The sequence below is a fragment of the Frateuria soli genome (assembly GCF_021117385.1).
Classification (GTDB): Bacteria; Pseudomonadota; Gammaproteobacteria; order Xanthomonadales; family Rhodanobacteraceae; genus Frateuria_A; species Frateuria_A soli.
In genome coordinates this window covers 969,737-990,767 of record NZ_CP088252.1, presented here as the reverse complement: position 1 = coordinate 990,767, position 21,031 = coordinate 969,737, and the positions used below count along the sequence as shown (strand labels likewise).

The following is a 21,031-nucleotide window of genomic DNA, read 5'->3' as shown; positions in this document are numbered from 1 at the left end:
CCGTGCTGTCGGCACGGTTCGCTCAGCCACCCGGTTCAGCCAGCACTGCACTCGCGACGAAGAACGAACCGAACGCCAGGATGCATTCGCCCGGCTGCGCCTGCGCGCGTGCTTCGGCCAGCGCGTCGGAGACGCTGGCATGTGCGTCGAACCCTGCCTCCGGCAGGGTCTGGTGCAACGCCTCGGCCAGCGCGCCGACGGGCAGGCCGCGGGGCGACTCCCGGTCCAGGCCGGCCAGGTGCCAGCGATCCACCTGCGGCCCCAGCGCGGCCAGTACACCGGCCACGTCCTTGTCCGCGAGGGCACCGTAGACCGCCTGCACGCGCCTGAACCGGCGAAGGCGCAACCAGTCGGCCAGCGCCCGCGCCGCCTGCGGGTTGTGCCCGACATCGACCACGACTGCCGGATCGCCGCCCAGCGATTGCAGGCGTGCCGGTACCCGCACGGCCTCGAGCCCGTCGGTCGCCGCCTGGCCCAGCGCGATCGGCGCAGCCAGCTTGCCTTCGGCGTCGAGCGCGTGCAGCACCGCGATGGCGGCCGCGGCGTTGGCGTACTGCACGGGAGCCGCCAGCGCCGGATCGGGAAGCTCGAACGCGGTACCGTCGCGATGCTGCCAGCGCCAACCCTGCGCATGTCGCTCCACGCGGAAATCCTGCCCCGCCCGCTGTATCCGCGCACCGCTGGCGGCCAACGCGTCGAGCAGCCCGGCGGGCGGATCCAGCTCGCCGACGATCGCCGGCCGTCCCCGCCGCGCGATGCCCGCCTTCTCGCGTCCGATGCTGTCGCGATCGTTGCCGAGCCAGTCCATGTGGTCCATGTCGATGGTGGTGATCACCACCGCATCGGCGTCGATGATGTTGACCGCGTCCAGCCGGCCACCGAGCCCGACCTCGAGCACGGCCACGTCGAGATCGGCGCGCGCGAACAGGTCGAGCGCCGCCAGCGTGCCGTACTCGAAATAGGTCAGCGGGACCGCGCCGGCGCCGCTGCCGCGGGCGGCCTCGATGCGCTCGAAGGAGGCGATCAGCGCTTCGTCAGACGCATCGTGGCCATCGATACGCACGCGCTCGTTGTAGCGCAGCAGGTGCGGGGAGGTGTAGCAGCCCACGCGACGGCCGGCCGCCCGCAGCATGGCTTCCAGCAGGGCCACGGTGGAGCCCTTGCCGTTGGTGCCGCCCACGGTGATCACGCGCCGCGCCGGGCGCGGAGCACCCATCCGCTGCCACACGTCGCGCACGCGCTCCAGGCCGAGCTCGATACTGCGCGGGTTGACGCCTTCCTGGTAGGACAGCCATTCGGCGAGCGTGCGGGGCATGGGGAGCCTCTGTGACGGAGCGCCGCGCAGCTTAAGGCATCAAGGGGGCGCTGCGCTTTTGCCGGTGGGCTGCCGCAGCGCGCTTGCGTGGCCTCTGCGCGAACGGGGTGCGGGTCACAGATGCACCCTCCGCAACCGCAGCGCGTTCGTCACTACCGACACCGACGACAGGCTCATCGCCAGCGCCGCGAACATCGGCGACAGGGTCAGGCCGAACAGCGGGTACAGGACACCGGCCGCCAGCGGCACTCCCACCGCGTTGTAGACGAACGCGAAGAACAGGTTCTGATGGATATTGCGCACCGTCGCCTGCGACAGCGCCCGCGCCCGTGCGATCGCCGAAAGCTCGCCCTTGACCAGCGTCACCTGCGCACTCTCCATCGCCACGTCGGTGCCGCTGCCCATGGCGATCCCCACGTCCGCCGCGGCCAGAGCCGGCGCGTCGTTGATGCCGTCGCCGGCCATCGCCACGCGTCGCCCCTCGCGCTTGAGCCGCTCGACCACCGCGGCCTTGTCCGCCGGCGAGACATCGGCATGCACCTCGTCCAGATGCAGCTGGCCTGCCACCGCCCTGGCCGTGGTCGCGTTGTCGCCGGTGAGCATCACGATGCGCAGGCCCTCGCGCCGCAGCAGGTCGAGTGCGGCCAGCGTGTCCGCCTTGATGCGGTCGGCCACGGCGACAATGCCGGCCAGCCTGTCACCGACCACCAGGAACATGACCGTGGCGCCGTCGCCGCGCAGGCGATCGGCCTGTTGTGCCGACGCCTCGTCCAGCGCGACCCGGAGCTCCTCCAGCAGGCGCGCGTTGCCCAGCGCCACCTCGTCCCCTTCGACGCTCCCGCGCACGCCGCGTCCAGTCAGCGAACGGAAGCCGGTGACCGCCGGGACCGCCGTCCCGGACGCCGCGGCACCGGCCACGATCGCTCGCGCCAGCGGGTGCTCGCTGGCCTGTTCCAGCGCGGCAGCCAGTGCCAGCAGACGCTCGCGCGGCAGATCGCCCAGTGCCACGACTTCCCGCAAGGCAGGCCGGCCCTCGGTCAGCGTGCCGGTCTTGTCCACCACCAGCGTATCCACCCGATGCAGGGCCTCGATCGCCGCCGCATCGCGGAACAGCACGCCCGCCTGCGCGCCGCGCCCGCTGGCGACCATGATCGAGATCGGCGTGGCCAGCCCCAGTGCGCAGGGACAGGCGATGATCAGCACCGACACGGCGGCGATCAGTGCGTGCGCAAGCTGCGGCTCGGGCCCCGCCACGGCCCAGGCGACGAACGCCAGCACCGCCACCGCGACCACCGCCGGCACGAACCATGCGGCCACGCGGTCCGCCACGCGCTGCAACGGCGCGCGGCTGCGCTGGGCCTGCGCGACGAGCGCGACGATCTGCGCCAGCATCGTCTCGCCACCCACCTTCTCCGCACGCAGCACCAGCATGCCGTCCTGGTTGACAGTGCCCGCGGTCACCCTGTCGCCGGATGCCTTGGCGACCGGCATCGGCTCGCCGGTAAGCATCGATTCGTCGACGTGGCTCTCGCCCTCGGTGGCGATGCCGTCGACCGGCACCTTCTCGCCGGGACGGACGCGCAGCAGATCGCCCACGCGCACCGCTTCCAGCGGCACATCGTGTTCCTGCCCATGCTCCAGGCGGTGGGCGGTCTTGGGTGCCAGGCCGAGCAGCGCCTTGAGCGCTTCGCCGGTACGGCGGCGTGCGCGCAGTTCCAGCAGGTCGCCCAGGGTGACCAGCGCCACGATCACGGCCGCCGACTCGAAGTACACGTCCACCCGGCCGTGCATGCGCAGGCCGCCCGGGAACAGCCCGGGCAGGAGGAACGCGACCACGCTGTAGGCCCAGGCCACGCCCGTGCCCAGTGCGATCAGCGTGTACATGTTCGGCGACCAGGGCCTGAGCGAGCGCCAGCCGCGACGGAAGAAGGGCGCACCGCCCCACAGCACCACCACGCTGGCCAGCAGCGCCTCGGCCCAGCCGGTAGCGCCAAGCCACCGCTCCGGCCATGAGCGACCCACCAGGTGCGGGCCCATCGCCAGCACCAGCACTGGCAAGGTCAACGCGACCAGCCAGCCGAACCGGCGCGCCAGCGCGTGGACCTCTCCCCCATCGTCGGCCTCCGCAGCGGGCGTCAGGGGCTCCAGAGCCATACCGCACTTGGGGCAGTCGCCCGGACCGACCTGGCGCACCTCCGGGTGCATCGGGCAGGTGTAGATGGCGCCGGGATCGGCCTGCGGCGCGGCACGGCCGCCGATGAACGACTCCGGGTTTCCGATGAAGCGCTCGCGGCAACGCGAGCTGCAGAAATACCAGGTTTTCCCGCCATGTTCGGCCCGGTGCGTGGCGGTGTGCGGGTCGACGTCCATGCCGCAGACCGGGTCCTTGGCCATGTGCGCGTGTCCAGCCGGCGATCCGTCGGTCTTTCCCTGACAGCAGGTCCGGCCCGCCGCGGCGGGCGGCTCGCCGAGGAACTCGCCTGGCGCGGCCACGAAGCGCTCGCGGCAGCGCGCGCCGCAAAAGTAGTAGGTGTGGCCGTGGTGATCGGCGCGATGGGGCGTGCTCGCGGGATCGACCCTCATGCCGCAGACCGGATCCCGTTCGCCCGCCGTCGGCGTATGGCAGCACCCGCTCATCGCCGCTCCTCCCCGCTCAGGGCCCGCAGGATCGGGCACGCCTCGGGCGCGCCGTGTCCCGGACATGCCTCGACCAGCTGGGCCAGTCCGGCACGCACGCGTTCCAGTTCGGCGATGCGCGCCTCGATCTCGATCAGGCGGCTTTGCGCGCGCTGCCTGACCGCCTTCACCCCGCGCTGGCGGTCGGCCGACAGGGCAAGCAGCTCGCGGATTTCCTCCAGGGTGAAGCCCAGCGTCTTGGCGCGCCGGATGAAGCGCAGCTGGGCCACGGTGCCTTCGCCGTAGCTGCGGTAGCCGGAGGGTCGGCGCGTCGGCTCGGGCAGCAGCCCTTCACGCTCGTAGTAGCGGATGGTGTCGATGGCCACGCCGGCGCGCTTGGCGACGGCACCGATGGTGAGGGTAGGTTGTGCGTTCATGGGCCAAGTCTAGACCTTTGATCCAGGTCCAGAGTCAAGCCCTTTCCGCATCAGGCAGGGCGCCCCCTATCACGGTGACACGGACGGGGACGACGGCTGAAGCCGTGCAGCGCTCAACGCTTGAGGATGGTATGCACCCACTGCACGTAGCGGTCGACGAACCCCTGCAGGAACTTGCGCGTGCTGTCGACCGTGATGTTGCCGTCGGCATCCACGGGACCGTCGTCCTTGAATTGCACGAACACCTCCGGTTGTCCCAGTAACGGAACGTCCAGATAGGCCAGCACGTTGCGCAGGTGCTGCTGCGCCAGCGCACTGCCGGTGGCGCCGATCGACGCGCCGATGACCCCACCCGGCTTGCCGGCGAAGGCGTTGGTGCCATACGGGCGCGAGGCGATGTCGATGGCGTTCTTCAACACGCCGGGCACCGAACGGTTGTACTCCGGCGTCACGAACAGCAGTGCGTCCGCCGCCTGTACCTGCTGTTTCATCGCCTTCCACGGCGCCGGATAGTTGCCGTCCATGTCCTGGTTGTAGAGCGGCAATTCACCGATGGCGACGTGCTCGAACGCCAGTTCGGCCGGTGCCAGCTTTTCCACCGCCAGGGCCAGGCGACGATTGAAGGAGTCCTTGCGCAGGCTGCCGACGAAGACCGCTACTTTGATGCTCATGGAAAACCTCCGCGCGGCGCGCCCGGCCGGACGTCACCGTTTTGTGAAAGGCAACGGCGCGACTGCTCGTGTGGGTCCATAGCTACCCCACCAGGTCAGACACGGCCGCGATACGACCGAGCTTGCGCGCCGGCCCGGCAAGGGGTCGTGAGCGTACGGGGCGGCAGACACCTTGGCACGGAGCCTGCTAGCCGTTCTCCTGGCTCGCATCGAAAGCAGGCGAAGGACCGGGCGGTTCGCGTAGGATCGTCTCTGATGCCGGGCACGTCGCGTGGAGTAGCCCGGCTTGCCTGGCCAGGGGGTTGGGGACGCGGGCGGCAGGGACGCGCGGCCGACGCCGAACGGGGACAAGGGGATGCAGACGCTGTCCGCAGCAAGGATCTGGAACCGGTGCAGGCTCCCGTTGATCGGAAGCGTGCTCGGGCTGCTGTGGCTGTGGTTCGGCGTGGTGCACGCGGCGATGCTGCTGGATGGAGGCTGGCGCGAGGCGCGCGAAGGCGACACCCCGGCTGCCGTGCTGGAGGAGTTCCGCAAGGGCCAGCTTGCGGCGTTCGACCCGTCGCTGCTGCACGCGTTCCCGCGGGAGGACCTGGGTAGCTGGGTCGTGCTGCGTCCGCAGCCGCCGTGGGTCGACGAGGAACGCGTGCTGACCATCTCCCCGCCCGCACTGGGGCGGATCACCGTCTACGACGGTACCGGACAACCGATCAGCCGCCTGGCGCTGGACGAGGTCGGCGGCCCGACGCTGGGCCACGGGCGCCTGGCCTACCGCTACCCGGCCAGCGTTCCCGCTTCCACCCTCATCCTGCTGAAGCTCGATCCTATGGAGGGGCTTTCGCCGCCGCTGAGCTTCCAGATGGAATCGTTGACCGTGTTTCTGGGCCGCGACGCGCACTGGCTCACGCTGTTCAGTGCCTGCTTCGCGGTAATGCTGACGATGGCGCTGATGGCCTTGTGCTTCGCGCTGATGCTGCGCGACAACACGTTCTTCTGGTACGCCGGCTACATCTTCTGCTACGCGCTCATCCAGAGCATCCAGACCGGCTTCCTGTTCCATCCGCTGGAGGCCGGCTGGCTGGCGCCATCGGCGAGCCTGCTCGAATCGACGTCGATCGCGCTGTCGGTGGCCTTCGCGGCGCTGTTCATGACGCGCTTCTGCGAGCTGCAGCGGTTCGCGCCACTGCTGCGCGCGCCCGTACTGGCCCTGGCCATCGGCATGCCGCTGCTGGCGCTGATGCGCAGCAGTCCGATCGGGCTGCTGGTGGATGTGGCGCAGGCACTGGTCGATCCGCTGCTGATCCTGGGTGCACTGCTCATGCTGCTCACCGCAACCGTGGCCGCTTGCCATGGTTCGCGGCACGCCTGGTTCTTCCTGGTCGGCTGGACGCCGTTGCTGGCGCTCACCGCGCTATCCACCGCCCAACTCAGCGGCGCCCTGCCCGACATGGGCTGGATCAGCGACGCCAGCGTGGTGGCCGGTGCATTCGAGGCGATCGTGCTGTCGATCGGCCTTGGCGATCGCGCGGTGACCATGCGACGCGACCGCGACATGGTGCGCGCGCTGGCCGACAACGATTCGCTCACCGGCGTGCTCAACCGCCGCGCATGGAGCGAGGCGGCCGAGAGGATGCTGGAAGAAAGCACGGGCCGCCCGGTGGTGCTGCTGTTCCTGGACCTGGACCGGTTCAAGCTGCTCAACGACCAGCAGGGGCACCGCGCAGGCGACCGTGCGTTGATCGAGGTGGCAGAGGCGCTGCGCGCCGAGCTGCGACCCGCGGACCTGCTGGGGCGCTACGGCGGCGAGGAATTCATCGCCATGCTCGACGGCGTCGTGGAGGAGCAGGCCATGCAGGTGGCTACCCGCCTGTGCCGGCGGGTGCACCGCCTGGAGATCCCGGTCAACGGCGAGTTCATGCTCAGCGTGAGCATCGGCGTGGCCATGCGCGCGATCGGCGACACCCTGGAGACACTGATCGAGCGCGCCGACCAGGCCATGTACCAGGCCAAGGTGAACGGGCGCAACCAGGCGCGTCTCTATGACCGGCCGCGTGGCCTTCCCGGCGAGGCCTGGCCGCGGGTGACCGAACTGGAGGAGTAGGCACGCCCCGTCGCGCGAGGGCACGCGCCCCGGGTGCACACCCGGTCCTGCCAGGGGATGGCGCGGGAAGCGCCTGTTCGAGCCCGTCCAGCGGCAAGCCTGGCGCGGGCATGGTCTCGCGCCGTCGCCCCGCTCGCCCTCAGCCGGCGGCCAGCCGCCTAGCCGCTTCCGCCACGTCCGCCTCGCCCGGCAACACCAGGAACGCCGCGCCCGCCAGCGGGGTGAACGTGTCGGCGCCGACCACGCGCTCCAGCGGCGTGGCGCCAAGGCCGGCCTCCACGATGGCGGTGATCACGCCCTCGCCCACGCCGGCGCTCTTGCGGCCCTCGTCGAGCACGATGATACGTTTGGCCGTCCTTGCTTCCGAAGCGATGAACGCATCGTTGAGCGGCGCCAGCCAGCGCAGGTCGACCACGCGCACCTTCCACTTCAGCTCCGCCTCGATGGTGCGCGCGGCACGCAGCGCCATCGGCACGCCGTTGCCGAAGGTGAACACGACCAGGTCGTCGGCGCCCTCGCCGTAGATCCTGCCCTCGCCCAGCGGCATGGCCTCGCCCGGCGCCGGGTAGGCGAACTGCCACTGGCCATCGCCCGCTTCGTACAGGTCCTTGGTCATGTACAGCGCGATCGGTTCGAGGAAAGCGCACACGCGCCCGTCCACCTTCGCCAGGGCGGTCAGCGTGCGCAGCATCGTGGCGGCGTCGTCACCGCGGCTGGGGCAGCCGACGATCAGGCCCGGGATGTCGCGCAGCGCGGCGATCGAGTTGTCGTTGTGGAAGTGGCCGCCGAAGCCGCGCTGATAGCCCAGCGAGGCCACGCGCATGACCAGCGGGTTGCGGTACTGGTCGTTGGAGAAGAACTGCAGGCTGGCCGCCTCGCCGCGGATCTGGTCGCCGGCATTGTGGAAGTAGGCCAGGTACTGGATCTCCGGGATCGGCAACATGCCCATGTTGGCGTAGCCCTGGGCCAGGCCGAGGATGATCGTCTCGTCCAGCAGCGTGTTGAACACGCGGGTGTTCTTGAAGGTTTTGTGCAGGCCCTTGGTGACCGTGTACACGCCGCCCTTCTGCGCCACGTCCTCGCCGAACAGCAGCGACTCCGGATACTTGGCCATGACGTCGTGCAGCGCCTGTCCGATCTGGATGGCCAGGTGGCGCGGTGGCTGGTTCTCGGGCAGCCTGTCCTCGCTGCCGAAGGCCTTCAGGCGGGCGTCGGCGTAGTCGGTGCGTCCGGCCTCGGCCTTCACCTTGTCAGGCGTGTACGGCGCGAGCGGCGCCATCACCTCGTCCAGGCGGTCGAGCTTGGGCCGCCGATCGGCCTCCTCGGCAGCGGCAAAGCAGCGCTTGCGGGTGGCTTCGTACAGGGCCAGCAGCTCGTCCTTCGAGTACAGGCCCGACTCCAGCGCGATGGCGGCCGAGCGCAGCAGCGGATCGGTCGCCTCCACCGCGCAAAGCTCCTCGATGCTGCGCCACTCGATCTCGAAGTCGGTACCGGCGTGGCCCATCACGCGGGTGGTCTTCAGGTGCAGGAAGGTCGGGCGTCGCGTGCCGCGGCAATGGTCGATCGCGCGCTGCACCTGGGCGTAGCCCTCGGCCAGATCCAGGCCATCGGCGAAGAAGTAGTCGAGGTTCGAGCGCGAGCGGTAGTTGGCCGCCACCCAGTCGGTGGGCGTCTTCACCGAGATGCCGATGCCGTTGTCCTCGCACACGAACAACACCGGCGCGGGCAGCTTCTGGTAGGCGGTCCAGCCGGCGGCGTTGAAGGCGGTCTGAGCAGTGGCGTGGTTGGAGGAAGCATCGCCGAACGAACAGATCGCGATCGAATCGTCCGGTACCGGCAGCCTGTGACCGATGCGCCGCGCGTGGTCGATGGCGATCGCGGTGCCCAGCGCCTTGGGCAGGTGCGAGGCGATGGTCGAGGTTTGCGGCAGCACCCAGAGCGGCTTGCTGCCCCACACCTTGTGGCGGCCGCCGGAGGCCGGATCGTCCTTGCTCGCCGCGAAGGACAGCGCCGAGTCCATCACCGGGTCCATGCCGGGAAGCTTGCGGAAGCGCTCGGCCATGAAGCCGCCGGAGCGGTAGTGCAGGAACGCCGGATCGGTGTGGCGGGTCAGCCGCGCCACCATCGCGTTGCCCTCGTGGCCGGAGGAGCCGATCGTGTAGAACACCTTGTTCTGCACGCGCAGCACGCGCGCCATCAGGTCCAGGTGGCGGCTGATCAGCTGCGACTCGAACAGTTCGCGGAAGCCTCGCGCGTCCAGCGCACTGCCGGGCAGCACCGGCTGGTTGTCACGCGGTGCGGCGTACACCTCGCCCTGCCACAGCTTCACGAACTCGGTGAAGTTCTGGTCGACGATCTCTGCACGGTTAAAGCCCTTGTGGCGGGCGGTGATGGGGAATGGCAGGGACATGGCGGTATCGGTCGTTTGAAGGGAGGTTTTCGCAGGCGCCCACTTGTGGGCGATGCTCTTTCTGGCAACGGGATCAAAAGCATCGCCCACAGGTGGGCTCCTACCGGGGAACGGTCAGCGCTGCATGGGCGTATGCCCCGGCTGCGCCTGCACGCGCGCCAGCCAGGCGAGGATGTTCGAGAAGGGCGACAGGTCGAAGCCGCCGTCGCCGGCGCAGTGGGTGTAGGCATACAGCGCGATGTCGGCCAGCCCGTAGCGCTCGCCCACGAACCACTGGCGCCCGGCCAGGTGCTGCTCCATCACCGCCAGCACGCCCTTGCCGCGCTCGATCAGCGCCGGCACCTCGGCCTGCCGCGGATGTTCCGGCGGCAACCAGCCGCGGATGAAGCGCGCCACCGCGATGCATGGCTCGTGACTGTACTGTTCGAAGAACAGCCACTGCAGCGTTTGCGCGCGCAGCCAGGCGTCCTCGGGCCCCGCGCCATTCGGCCAGAAGGGCGTACCCTCGGCGAGATAACAGAGGATGGCATCGGACTCGGCCAGCCGGCGCCCGTCCTCGAGCTCCAGCAGCGGCACCTTGCCGTTGGGATTCCTGGCCAGGAACTCGGGCGTACGCGTCGCCCCATGGGCGCTGTCGACCTCGACCCAGCGGTAGTCGCGACCGAGCTGGTCAAGCAGCAACTGCAGCTTGTAGCAGTTGCCGGAGGCGCGCATGCCGTAGATGGTGATCATGCGCGTGCCTTTCGACGCGCCCGCCACTGTTCGCGTGTCTGGCCCCAGATCTCGGTCGAGGCGTCCTCGTAGGGGGCCGGCAGCTTGCCGGGGCCGCGGCAGGCGGAGCCGAGCCGTTGCGCCAGCAACCGGGAGGGCTCGTTGGCCGGGTCGATCGAGTGGATGACCTCGCCCCAGCCCAGGTGATCGAACGCCCAGTCGATGGCTGCCGTCGCGCCTTCGAGCGCATAGCCCTTGCCCCATGCCTCGCGCGCCAGGCCCCAGCCGACCTCGGTGCCGGGCCAACCTTCCGGATGCCAGGGACCAAGGCGACCGATCCACTGGCCCGTGGACTTCTCGATCACCGAGAACATGGAGAAACCCTGGATCATCCAGGCACCCGCCAGCGACAGGAAGCCGCGCCAGGCCACCGCACGGGCCTGCTGCCCGCCGATGAAGCGCGCCGCCTCCGGGTCGGCCATGTTCGTCGCGTAGGCATCGAAATCTTCGATACGTGGCGGGCGCAGTAGCAGGCGGTCGGTTTCGATGCGGATATCGGGAACGTGCAAGGCCTGGCTCCTGAAAGCCGCTCTCCCGTCGGAGAGGGGCGGGGGAAGGTTCGGGGCAGCGCGAACTTCATCCGCGCGCGCCATGCCGGATCCTCGTCCGCCCTCCGGCTTCCTGTTCCGAAGGGGGAAGATCAGAACGCGTTGATGCCGGTCAGTTCGCGGCCGACCACCAGCTGGTGCACCGTCTCGGTGCCCTCGTAGGTGATCACCGATTCCAGGTTCAGCGCATGGCGGATCGCCGAATGCTCGGTGGTGATGCCGGCGCCGCCGAGGATGTCGCGACACTCGCGGGCGATGTCGATCGCCATGCGGCAGTTGTTCCACTTGGCGAGCGAAACCTGGGTCGGCTGCATGGCGCCGGCATCCTTCAGGCGGCCGAGCTGCAGCGAGAGCAGCTGCGCGGTAGTGATGCGCCGGGCCATGTCGGCCAGCTTCAGCTGGATCGCCTGGTTCGACGCGAGCGGGCGGCCGAACAGGATGCGTTCGGCGGTGTAGTCGAGCACTTCCTTCAGGCAGGCCTGCGCGGCGCCGATCGGGCCCCAGGTGATGCCGTAGCGCGCCTGGGTCAGGCAGCCCAGCGGCCCCTTCAGCCCCTTCACGTTGGGCAGGCGGTTGGCTTCGGGCACGCGCACGTTGTCGAAGAACAGCGCGCTGGTGACCGAGGCGCGCAGACTCATCTTCTTGTGCACTTCCTGCGCGGTGAAGCCGGCGGTGTCGGTCGGCACGACGAAGCCCTGGATGCCGTCTTCGGTCTGCGCCCAGACGATCGCGATGTGCGCCAGGTTGCCGTTGGTGATCCACATCTTGGCGCCGTTGATGACCCAGTCGCCGCCGTCCTTCTTCGCGTTGGTCTTCATGTTGGCCGGATCGGAGCCGCCGTGCGGCTCGGTCAGGCCGAAGCAGCCGATGACCTCGCCCGCCGCCATCTTCGGCAGGTAATGCATCTTCTGCTCTTCGGTGCCGTAGGCGTAGATCGGGTACATGCACAGCGAGCTCTGCACCGAGGCGAAGCTGCGCAGGCCCGAATCGCCGCGCTCCAGCTCCTGGCAGATCAGGCCGTAGCTCACGCCGTTCATACCCGCGCAACCGTACTTTTCCGGGATCGTCGCACCCAGCAGGCCCAGGCTTGCGATCTCGGGGATCAGCTCCTTGGGAAAGCGGCCCTGGTCGAAGCAGTCGCCGATGATCGGCAGCACCTTCTCGTCGACGAAGCGGCCGACGGTGTCCTGCACCATGCGCTCCTCGTCGGACAGCAGCGAGCGGACGTCGTACAGGTCGAGCGGGTCGAGACGGGCGGCCATGCGTGGGTTCCGTTGGAGGGACAAGCCCGGCATTCTACCGCCCGCGATGGCGGCAGGTCATGCCGGGGCGCCTGCCCATCTGCCGCCCTGGCCCCACCCCACCCGGACCACCCATGTTCAAGGGCGTACTCCTCGGCTTTGCCTGCTATGCGGCCTATGCGATCAGCGACGCCTTCGTCAAATCCCTGCACGGCACGCTGCCGGCGTTCGAGGCGGTGTTCTTCGGGGCGGCGCTCGGGTTGGTGGCGATTCCCTTCATCCGCAAGCCGGGCGACCGCTGGCACGAAATGTTCCTGGCCAACCGTCCTTCGCTGTGGTGGATCCGCGCGGTGACCGGCGCGATCTGCAATGTGTCGGCCGTGGTGGCATTCACCCATTTGCCGATGGCCGAGACCTTCGCGCTGATCTTCCTGATGCCGATCTTCGTGACGTTGCTGTCGGTGGCGTTCCTCAAGGAGCACGTGGGCTGGCGGCGCTGGCTGGCGGTGATCGTGGGCTTCGCCGGCGTGCTGGTGGTGCTGCGGCCGGGCTTCCGCCAGTTGGGCGTGGGTCACTTCGCGGCGATCGCGTGCGGCATGGCCGGCGCAATGTCGGTGGTGGCCTTGCGGATGGCCGGCGCGCACGAGAAGCGGATCAGCCTGTATGGCGCCGGGGTCATCGGTCCGCTGGTAGCGGGCGGCCTGCTGATGCTGCCCGCCTTCACCTGGCCCAGCCTGCCCCAGTGGGAGCTGCTGGCCGGCTACGGCCTGCTCGCCGGGCTGGCCGGCGTGCTGCTGATGCTGGCCACCCAGCTCGCCCCCGCCAACCGCGTGGCGCCGACGCAGTACAGCCAGATGCTGTGGGCGATCGGTTTCGGCTACTGGCTGTTCGGCGACACGCTGGACTGGCCGATGCTGATCGGCATCGTGCTGATCTTAAGCGCGGGCCTGTTCACGCTGGTGCGCGAGGAGCAGGTGACCGGCTGGTGGCGGCGGATGAAGCTGGTTTCCTGATCCACCGCACGCACCTCATCTGCGCCGGCCCAGGTCGGAAAGCAGCTCCACCTGCAGCTCCTGGATACGCACCAGCCGTTCCCACTGGTGCGACAGCAGGTGGTCGACCTTCTCGTGCAGGTGCCGGATCTCCAGCTCCGCCTTGAGGTTGATCTTGTAGTCGTGCTGCGAGCGCAGGCGGTCCTTCGCCTCCTGCCGGTTCTGGCTCATCATGATCACCGGCGCCTGCACCGCGGCCAGGCACGAGAGCATCAGGTTCAGGAAGATGTAGGGATACGGATCGGGCGGGTGGCGCCAGAGCACGAACGAATTGAGGCCGATCCAGCCGAGCAGGAACAGCGCGAAAAAGGCCAGGAAGGTCCAGCTCCCGCCGAAGGTGGCGATGTGGTCGGCCAGGCGCTCGCCGAAACTCCACTGGCGATCGAACTCGCGCTCGATGTCGGTCGAAACCAGCTCCTGCTCACGCAGGCTGCGCAGCACTTCCTTCTCGAGCGAGCTGAGCTCTCCCTTTTCCGATTCGAGCAGGTCGTGCACGTAGGCGGCGCGCGCCCGGGCCAGGTCGGCGCGGCACACCGGCCGGTCCGGCGTCCATCCAGGCGCCAGTCTGGCAAGTTCCTCGGCAATCTCGGGACGGACCAGTTCGCCGGCAACCAGCTCGCGCACCGGCAGTTCCTTGCCGCAGACAACACAGGTTCCCATCGTGTGCTTGCCCACCACCGTACCCTCCGGTTGTCCGGGCGCGAGCCTAGCACCGCCCGCTGTGCCGGTGGTTCAGCGGTTGCTGACACCGTGGGGCACGTGGCCGGTGGCGACGTGCTTGCGCGCCGACTCCACGTTGGAAGGCGAGTCGTCGAAGAAGATATCGGCGCCGAAGGCGTCCAGGAACGGCCCCTTGTCGCGGCCGCCCAGGAACAGCGCCTCGTCGATGCGCACGCCCCAGCGGCGCAGGGTCAGGATCACGCGCTTGTGGGCCGGCGCGGAGCGCGCGGTGACCAGCGCGGTGCGGATGGGCGAGTCCTCCGCCGGAAAGGCGGTCTGCAACCGGTGCAGCGCGGTGAGGAAGCCGCGGAACGGGCCCACCGAAAGGGGCTCGCCAGCCTGCTCGGTTTCGCGGCGGTGGAAGGCTTCCAGCCCCTCCTCGCGCGAGACGCGCTCGCCCTCGTCGCCGAAGATCACCGCGTCCCCGTCGAAGGCGATGCGCAGTTGCTCGCTGGCGCGCGGCGGCGCGGTGCTGGGCAGGATCGTGGCGGCGGCGACGCCGGCCGCCAGCGCGCGGCCGACATCCTCGGCGTTGGCAGAAAGGAACAGGTCGGCCTTGAACGGCGCGATGTAGTCCGAGGTGGGCGCGCCGCTGGTGAAGGCGGCGCGGCTGATCTCCAGGCCGTGGTGCTGGATGGCGTTGAAGATGCGCAGGCCGGTATCGCCGGAATTGCGCGACAGCAGGATCACCTCCACCGGCGGCTTGTCGCCAGCCAGCTTGTTGAGGCCCAGCAGCTTCTGCACCAGCGGAAAGGCCACGCCCGGCTGCAGAAGCTCGTCCTCGTGCTCGATCTGGAAGCGGCGGTAGGCGTCCAGGCCGTCGCGTTCGAACAGCGCGTGGCTGTCGCCCAGGTCGAACAGCGCGCGCGAAGAGATCGCCACGACCAGGCGATTGTCGGTGCTGGCGCTGGGATCGTGGGCGTCGGGAATGGTCATGGTTTCAATCCGGCAAAGGGGTGCATCCGGGTTTCCCCCGACTGACTCCGGGGGAGAGGGAACAGGGCGGCCCCTACTCCGCGGCGAACTGCTCGTCCAGGATCCGCTGCTCCAGATTGTGCTCCGGATCGAACAGCAGCTTCACCCCGCACTCCTCGGCCTGGCAGATCCTCACCGTGCGCACGTCGCGTACTTCCAGGAAGTCGGCGGTGGCGCTGACCGGCCGCTTGCCCGGCTCGAGCACGCGCAACGTCACCACGGTGCGGTGCGGCAGGATCGCGCCACGCCAGCGGCGGGGCCGGAACGGGCTGATCGGGGTGAGCGCAAGCACGTTGGCGTCCAGCGGCAGGATCGGACCGTGGGCCGAAAGGTTGTAGGCCGTGGAACCTGCCGGCGTCGCGACCATGATACCGTCGCAGACCAGCGCCGCGAGCTTGACCGTGTCGTTGAGCTTCACTTCCAGATGCGCGGCCTGGTTGGTCTGGCGCAACAGCGAGACTTCGTTGAAGGCGAGCGCGAACTGTTCGTTGCCCGCGCCGTCGATGGTGCGCATCTGCAGCGGGTACAACACGGCGGCATGGGCCCGCTCGATCCGCCCGGGCAGGTCGTCGAGCTGATGCTTGTTCATCAGGAATCCGACGCGGCCGAGCTTCATGCCGTAGACAGGCAGGTCCAGCGCGCGGTGGGCATGCAGGGTGCGCAGCATGAAGCCGTCGCCACCCAGCGCCACGATGACGTCGGCCTCCAGCGGTGGCTGGTCGCCGTAGCGCTCGGCCAGCCTGCGGCGGGCCTGCTGGGCGACGGCGGTATCGCTGGCGACGAAGGCAAAGCGCATGGGCATCCGGCGTAGCAAGGGATGCCTTCGAGCTTAGCTCAGCCCACGACCTTGTAGGAGCGCACCTGTGCGCGACCGCGAAGTCCGATGCGCCCGACGGTCGCACACAGGGTGCGCGCCTACAGGCTCGCCCGGGGCGCGGAGGCCCCGGGCGCCCTGCATCAGGCCACCGGCACCTGGGCCAGCTGCGCCAGGCGGCGAACGGCGACCGAGGCGATCGGGTAGTCCGCGTTCTGGGTCAGGATCTCGGCCAGCATGCTGCGGGTGTAGTTGAGCGTGGCGTCGTCACGCTGCAGCCACGCCTGCACCGGCGAGACGTCCTTGCGGTCGCCGGCCAGCGCCAGCACCTGCTGGGCCAGCGCACGATGCTGGTGATTGAGCTCGTCCAGCAGCGAACCGCGCGCCTGCGCATGCCAGTGGCCTTCCACCGGCAGCGCCTCGATCTGGCCACGCAGCCATTCCAGGTCCAGCGTCTCGCCCAGTTCATAGAACACGCCGGCGACGGTGGCGATCGGCTGGCCGCTCTGCTGGGAGACTTCGCACATGTCCAGCACCGCGCGCAGCACCGGCATGCGGGCCAGGCGAACCGCCAGCCCGGCCGGCACGCCCAGGCCCTCCCACTTCTCGCAACTGAGCTCGAAGTCGGCCTTGCCGGTGTCGGGCAGCACGTCCGGCAACGCCTTGCGCAGCGCGCTCACGCCGTCCTGGTAGCGCTGCACGTTGGCGGCAATGTCCAGGCTGGCGCCCGGACGGTTGAGCAGCCAGCGGGTCATGTGGCGAAGCTGCGACCAGATCTGCATGATCGCGTCGATCTGGGTGTCCTCGGCAACCTTGCCGTCGAGCGCCTCGATCTCGGCCCACAGCTCGCGTGCATCCAGGATCTCGCGCGCCGCGGTATAGGCCTTGGCGATCGACGCCGGGCCCTGCCCGGTGTCCTCCTGCATGCGCATCATGAAGGTGGCGCCCATGCGGTTGATCGTCGAATTGGTCACCGCGGTGGCGATGATCTCGCGCTTCAGGCGATGGCGCTGCATGTTGGCCGCGTACTTCTCGTGCAGCGGCTCGGGGAAGTAGCGCACCAGCTCCTTTGACAGGTAGGGGTCTTCCGGCACGTCCGACTCGAGCAACTGCTGGAACAGCTTGATCTTGTCGTAGGACAGCAGCACGGACAGCTCCGGCCGGGTCATGCCCTGGTGGCGCGCCTTGCGCTCGGACAGCTCCGCGTCGGAGGGCAGATTCTCGACCTGGCGGTCGAGCAGGCCTTCGGCCTCGAGCTGGCGGATGAAGTGCGCCATCGAACCCAGCCGCTTGACCGACTGGTGCTCCATCAGCGTGATCGCCTGGTTCTGGCGGTAGTTGTCCCACAGCACCAGCTGCGCGACCTCGTCGGTCATCGCGGCCAGCTGCTTGTTGCGGCCTTCCTCGGTCAACTCGCCGCGGCGCACCGCGTCGTTGAGCAGGATCTTGATGTTCACCTCGTGGTCGGAGGTGTCCACGCCGGCCGAGTTGTCGATGAAGTCGGTGTTGAGCAGCACGCCGTGCTGGGCGGCCTCGATGCGGCCCTTCTGGGTGAAGCCCAGGTTGCCGCCCTCGCCCACCACCTTGCAGCGCAGTTCGCCACCATTGATGCGCAGCGCATTGTTGGCGCGGTCGCCCACGTCCGCGTTGGTTTCCTGCGAGGACTTCACATAGGTGCCGATACCGCCGTTCCACAGCAGGTCCACCGGCGCCTTGAGGATCGCGCTCATCAGCTCGTTCGGGTTGAGCTGGGTCACGTCGTCCTTCAGGCCGAGCGCCTGGCGCACCTGCGGCGACACCGGGATCGACTTGGCGCTGCGCGGGTACACGCCACCGCCTTCGGAGATCAGCGACTTGTCGTAGTCCTCCCAGCTCGAACGCGGCACCTTGAACAGGCGCTGGCGCTCGGCGAAGGACTTCGCCGCATCCGGATCCGGGTCGAGGAAGATGTGGCGATGGTCGAACGCGGCCAGCAGGCGGATGTGCCCGGACAGCAGCATGCCGTTGCCGAACACGTCGCCGGACATGTCGCCGATGCCCACGCAGGTGAAGTCCTGCGTCTGCGAGTCGCGGCCGAGCGCACGGAAGTGGCGCTTGACCGATTCCCACGCACCCTTGGCGGTGATGCCCATGCCCTTGTGGTCGTAGCCGTTGGAACCGCCGGAAGCGAACGCGTCACCGAGCCAGAAGTTGTGCTCGATCGAGATCGCGTTGGCGATGTCGGAGAAGGTCGCCGTGCCCTTGTCGGCAGCGACCACCAGGTACGGATCGTCCTGGTCGTGGCGCACCACCTCGTGCGGCGGTACCACCTTGCCCTCGACCAGGTTGTCGGTGATGTCGAGCAGGCCGTTGATGAACATCTTGTAGCAGGCGATACCCTCGGCGATCTGCGCGTCGCGGTCGCCGCCCACCGGCGGGCGCTTGACGAAGAAACCGCCCTTGGAACCGACCGGCACGATCACGGTGTTCTTCACCATCTGCGCCTTGACCAGGCCCAGCACCTCGGTGCGGAAGTCCTCGCGGCGGTCGGACCAGCGCAGGCCGCCGCGGGCCACCGCGCCGAAGCGCAGGTGGATGCCTTCCACGCGCGCGGCGGAGACGAAGATCTCGCGATAGGGCACCGGCTTGGGCAGCTCGGGCACCTTGTGCGAGTCGAACTTGAAGCTGATGTACGGGCGGTAGGCGCCATCCCACTGCTGGAAGAAGCTGGTGCGCAGGGTGGCGCGGATCACGCCCAGGAAACTGCGCAGGATGCGGTCGTCGTCCAGGCTGGAGACGTTCTCCAGCAAGGTGGCGATGGCATCCTCCAGGATCGCCACCTGCCCGTCGCGCGGACGCGAGAGCATCCCCACGAGGTTGCCGACGAGGGCCGGCTGGGCGCCCTGCACGTTGCCGGGGATCAGCACGCGCATCTCGGCGTCCAGCAGCTCGCCCGCGGCCTTGAGTTCCCCGGCCGAAAGGCTCTCGCGGCGCGGGTCGAACTTGGCGTTGAACAGCTCCACCAGCAGGCCGGCGATGGCCGGATAGCGGTTGAGCGCATCCTCCATGTAGGCCTGCGAGAACGACACGCCGGTCTGCAACAGGTACTTGCAATAGCCGCGCAGCATCGCGACCTGGCGCCAGTTGAGCTTGGCGCCCAGCACCAGCCGGTTGAAGCCGTCGTTCTCGGCGTTGCCGCGCCAGATCTGCTCGAAGGCGTCCTCGAACAGCTCGCCCACCTGCTCCACGGTGAAGGTCAGGTGGCCGACCGGCTGCACCTCGAAGTCCTGGATGAACAACGGCGTGCCGCCGGTGCGCACGTCGTAGACGTGCTCGGTGAGCACGCGCAGACCCAGGTTTTCCAGCTGCGGCAGCACTTCGGACAGGGCAATGTCGCTGCCGGAGCGGTAGACCTTGAAGCGCAGTTCGTCCGGCCGCTGTGGCGGGTGGTAGAAGGACATGCGTACGGCGTCGTCGCCCTCGAGCTGCGCGAGCTCGTAGACGTCCTCGGCCGCCACCTCGGGGCTCACCTCGTCGACGTAGCCGGCCGGCAGCGCCTTGGCGTAGCGGTTGGCCAGCACCACGCCCTCGTGGTCGCCACGGGCCTGCACCAGCGCGTCGCGCACGTCGTCGTGCCAGTTGCGCACGATCGCGGCGACGGCCTGTTCCAGCGCGGCGCTGTCATAGGTCGCGCGGTCGCCGATCTTCGGGCGCACCACCACGTGCAGGCGTGCCAGCGCGGCCTCGCCCATCAGCACCGCCGAGTCGACGTGCTCGCCGTGCAGCGCCTCGCGCAGCAGGTTCTCGATGCGCTCGCGCACCGTGGTGTTGAAGCGCTCGCGCGGCACGTAGACCAGGCAGGTGTAGAAGCGACCATAGCGGTCGCGGCGCACGAACAGGCGCGTGCGGGCGCGCTGGCGCAGGTCGAGGATGCCGCAGGAGATGGCGAACAGCTCCTCCTCGCTGCTCTGGAACAGCTCGTCGCGCGGCAGCGTTTCAAGGATGTGGCGCAACGACTTGCCCGAGTAGGAATCGCGCTTGAGGCCCGAGCGGCACATCACCGCCTCGACCCTCTGGCGCACCAGCGGCACGTCCTGCGGGCGGGCCATGTAGGCGTTGGAGGAGAACAGGCCCAGGAAGCGCTGCTCGGCCACCGGCTTGCCGTTGGCATCGAACTTGAGCACGCCCACGTAATCCATGTAGCCCGGGCGGTGCACGTGCGAGCGCGCATTGGTCTTGGTCAGGATGACCGCGTCGGTCGAGCCCGACTGCGGCAGCTCCGAGGCGACCAGGCTGCGCAGCGAGCGCGGCGCCATGGAGCGCTCGCTGCCGCGCAGGATGCCCAGGCCCGACTCGTTGACGGCGCGCAGCACCTCCTCGCCGTCGGCCTCGGTCACCTCGTATTCGCGGTAACCGAGGAAGGTGAAGTTGTCGTCGGCCAGCCAGCGCAGGAAGTCGGAGGCCTCGCCCACCGCGCGCACCCCCAGCGGCAACTTGCGCTGCGGCAGGTCGGCGGCGATCGCCAGCGCCTTGTCGCGCATGGCCGACCAGTCGTCCACCGCCACGCGCACGTCTTCCAGCGCCGCCTCGATACGCGCCTTGAGCGCGGCCTTGGCCGCCTCGTCGGCGACGCGGTCGACCTCGAAATGCATCACCGATTCGGGCTTGCCACCCTCGCCGCCCAGCTGCTTGAGCTGCCCCCCGGCGTCACGCGTGGCGCTGAGCACCGGATGGATCACGGCATGGATCTGCAGTTCGTCGGAGGCGACCATGCTCACCGTGTCGACCAGGAACGGCATGTCGTCGGTGACCACCTCGATCACGCTGCGGCCCGCGTGGCCACGCTCGGGGTTGAACACGCGCACCTTGGCGCGCCCCGGTTCACGCTGCTGGATGAAGTCCAGCAGCCCGGCGATCAGCCCGGCCCACTCGGCCGGGGTATGCAGGTCCACGTCGCTATGCGCCACCCGCGCGAAGAAGGCGCCGATAAAAAATTGCGCCTCATCAAGGCGCCCGGTCGTAAAGCCGCTTTTCTTCAGTTCCTCGAAGACAGCCGGGGGAACCGTGCTGTCGCTGGTCGCGCGAATGGCATTCATGGCATCTGCTTGTCAGTGGAAACGAGTGGTGCCCACGCTGGGGAGGCGTAAAGCCTGAAAAGGATACCCCTCGCGTCAGGGCGATTCCACCGAAGAAGCCCGTCGCGGCGGGCTGTCAGGCATATTCCCGTGCCGACGTTCAGGCTTCGCCATACGCCTGCCGGCGAGGCGGCCTCGATGCAGGGCGCACCTCGCGCCCGACCGCCCCGCGCCGGTTGCGATCATGCGCTTGCGCACGGCGGGTTCCGGTGCTCGCCCGGCGGCCTGCTCCCGGGCCTGCGGCCACAT

Annotated in this window: 14 protein-coding genes; 2 read left to right on the top strand and 12 right to left on the bottom strand. The window is 69.0% G+C overall.

All coding sequences use genetic code 11. The annotated features are described in order from the left end of the window. Positions 1-22: 22 nt before the first annotated feature. The 4 genes from folC to LQ771_RS04485 form a co-directional block, all read right to left on the bottom strand. Complete coding sequence (gene folC / locus LQ771_RS04500; protein ID WP_231351173.1) at positions 23-1,315, bottom strand: bifunctional tetrahydrofolate synthase/dihydrofolate synthase; 1,293 nt, start codon at positions 1,313-1,315, stop codon at positions 23-25. A 114-nt stretch (positions 1,316-1,429) separates the two neighbouring features. After that, a complete protein-coding gene (locus LQ771_RS04495) occupies positions 1,430-3,952 on the bottom strand; it encodes a heavy metal translocating P-type ATPase (protein ID WP_255674239.1) in 2,523 nt (840 codons plus the stop codon). After that, positions 3,949-4,368, bottom strand: a complete 420-nt coding sequence (locus LQ771_RS04490) for a heavy metal-responsive transcriptional regulator (RefSeq protein WP_231351171.1) — start codon at positions 4,366-4,368, stop codon at positions 3,949-3,951. Before LQ771_RS04490 ends, LQ771_RS04495 begins: the two co-directional genes overlap by 4 nt. A 113-nt stretch (positions 4,369-4,481) precedes the next feature. Beyond that, positions 4,482-5,039 (bottom strand): NADPH-dependent FMN reductase, encoded by a 558-nt coding sequence (locus LQ771_RS04485; protein WP_231351170.1) that lies wholly within the window; start codon positions 5,037-5,039, stop codon positions 4,482-4,484. 415 nt (positions 5,040-5,454) lie between these two features. Here LQ771_RS04485 and LQ771_RS04480 point away from each other — a divergent pair, with 415 nt between their 5' ends. Further along, a complete protein-coding gene (locus tag LQ771_RS04480) occupies positions 5,455-7,137 on the top strand; it encodes a GGDEF domain-containing protein (protein ID WP_231351169.1) in 1,683 nt (560 codons plus the stop codon). 139 nt (positions 7,138-7,276) lie between these two features. Here LQ771_RS04480 and LQ771_RS04475 read toward each other — a convergent pair whose 3' ends face one another. The 4 genes from LQ771_RS04475 to LQ771_RS04460 all read right to left on the bottom strand — a co-directional run bounded on the left by LQ771_RS04475 (position 7,277) and on the right by LQ771_RS04460 (position 12,128). Next, the gene (locus tag LQ771_RS04475) at positions 7,277-9,547 is read right to left on the bottom strand and encodes a thiamine pyrophosphate-dependent enzyme (RefSeq protein WP_231351168.1); all 2,271 of its coding nucleotides are present in this window, start codon (positions 9,545-9,547) and stop codon (positions 7,277-7,279) included. 114 nt (positions 9,548-9,661) lie between these two features. Then, positions 9,662-10,279: a glutathione S-transferase family protein gene (locus LQ771_RS04470; RefSeq protein ID WP_231351167.1), complete on the bottom strand. Its 618-nt coding sequence runs from the start codon at positions 10,277-10,279 to the stop codon at positions 9,662-9,664. After that, the gene (locus LQ771_RS04465) at positions 10,276-10,827 is read right to left on the bottom strand and encodes a GNAT family N-acetyltransferase (protein ID WP_231351166.1); all 552 of its coding nucleotides are present in this window, start codon (positions 10,825-10,827) and stop codon (positions 10,276-10,278) included. Before LQ771_RS04465 ends, LQ771_RS04470 begins: the two co-directional genes overlap by 4 nt. A gap of 131 nt (positions 10,828-10,958) precedes the next feature. After that, entirely contained in the window at positions 10,959-12,128 is a 1,170-nt protein-coding gene (locus LQ771_RS04460; RefSeq protein WP_231351165.1) for an acyl-CoA dehydrogenase family protein, read from the bottom strand. A gap of 113 nt (positions 12,129-12,241) precedes the next feature. On the opposite strand from LQ771_RS04460, the gene LQ771_RS04455 reads away from it, so the two are divergent. Next, positions 12,242-13,120 carry a DMT family transporter gene (locus tag LQ771_RS04455; RefSeq protein WP_231351164.1) on the top strand — a complete coding sequence of 293 codons (879 nt, stop codon included), beginning with the start codon at positions 12,242-12,244 and terminating at the stop codon, positions 13,118-13,120. A 15-nt stretch (positions 13,121-13,135) separates the two neighbouring features. Here LQ771_RS04455 and LQ771_RS04450 read toward each other — a convergent pair whose 3' ends face one another. The 4 genes from LQ771_RS04450 to LQ771_RS04435 all read right to left on the bottom strand — a co-directional run bounded on the left by LQ771_RS04450 (position 13,136) and on the right by LQ771_RS04435 (position 20,743). Next, positions 13,136-13,834: a DUF1003 domain-containing protein gene (locus LQ771_RS04450; RefSeq protein ID WP_231351163.1), complete on the bottom strand. Its 699-nt coding sequence runs from the start codon at positions 13,832-13,834 to the stop codon at positions 13,136-13,138. Between the two features lie 57 nt (positions 13,835-13,891). Next, a complete protein-coding gene (locus LQ771_RS04445) occupies positions 13,892-14,815 on the bottom strand; it encodes a 5'-nucleotidase (RefSeq protein ID WP_231351162.1) in 924 nt (307 codons plus the stop codon). Between the two features lie 73 nt (positions 14,816-14,888). Continuing rightward, a complete protein-coding gene (locus tag LQ771_RS04440) occupies positions 14,889-15,650 on the bottom strand; it encodes an NAD kinase (protein ID WP_231351161.1) in 762 nt (253 codons plus the stop codon). A gap of 161 nt (positions 15,651-15,811) precedes the next feature. Further along, entirely contained in the window at positions 15,812-20,743 is a 4,932-nt protein-coding gene (locus LQ771_RS04435) for an NAD-glutamate dehydrogenase (protein WP_231351160.1), read from the bottom strand. Between the last annotated feature and the right edge of the window lie 288 nt (positions 20,744-21,031).

Bases quoted from the DNA above. Each gene is read 5' to 3' on its own strand.
- folC (WP_231351173.1), bottom strand. From the start codon at position 1,315: ATGCCCCGCACGCTCGCCGAATGGCTGTCCTACCAGGAAGGCGTCAAC.
- LQ771_RS04495 (WP_255674239.1), bottom strand. From the start codon at position 3,952: ATGAGCGGGTGCTGCCATACGCCGACGGCGGGCGAACGGGATCCGGTC.
- LQ771_RS04490 (WP_231351171.1), bottom strand. From the start codon at position 4,368: ATGAACGCACAACCTACCCTCACCATCGGTGCCGTCGCCAAGCGCGCC.
- LQ771_RS04485 (WP_231351170.1), bottom strand. From the start codon at position 5,039: ATGAGCATCAAAGTAGCGGTCTTCGTCGGCAGCCTGCGCAAGGACTCC.
- LQ771_RS04475 (WP_231351168.1), bottom strand. From the start codon at position 9,547: ATGTCCCTGCCATTCCCCATCACCGCCCGCCACAAGGGCTTTAACCGT.
- LQ771_RS04470 (WP_231351167.1), bottom strand. From the start codon at position 10,279: ATGATCACCATCTACGGCATGCGCGCCTCCGGCAACTGCTACAAGCTG.
- LQ771_RS04460 (WP_231351165.1), bottom strand. From the start codon at position 12,128: ATGGCCGCCCGTCTCGACCCGCTCGACCTGTACGACGTCCGCTCGCTG.
- LQ771_RS04455 (WP_231351164.1), top strand. From the start codon at position 12,242: ATGTTCAAGGGCGTACTCCTCGGCTTTGCCTGCTATGCGGCCTATGCG.
- LQ771_RS04445 (WP_231351162.1), bottom strand. From the start codon at position 14,815: ATGACCATTCCCGACGCCCACGATCCCAGCGCCAGCACCGACAATCGC.
- LQ771_RS04440 (WP_231351161.1), bottom strand. From the start codon at position 15,650: ATGCGCTTTGCCTTCGTCGCCAGCGATACCGCCGTCGCCCAGCAGGCC.
- LQ771_RS04435 (WP_231351160.1), bottom strand. From the start codon at position 20,743: ATGAATGCCATTCGCGCGACCAGCGACAGCACGGTTCCCCCGGCTGTC.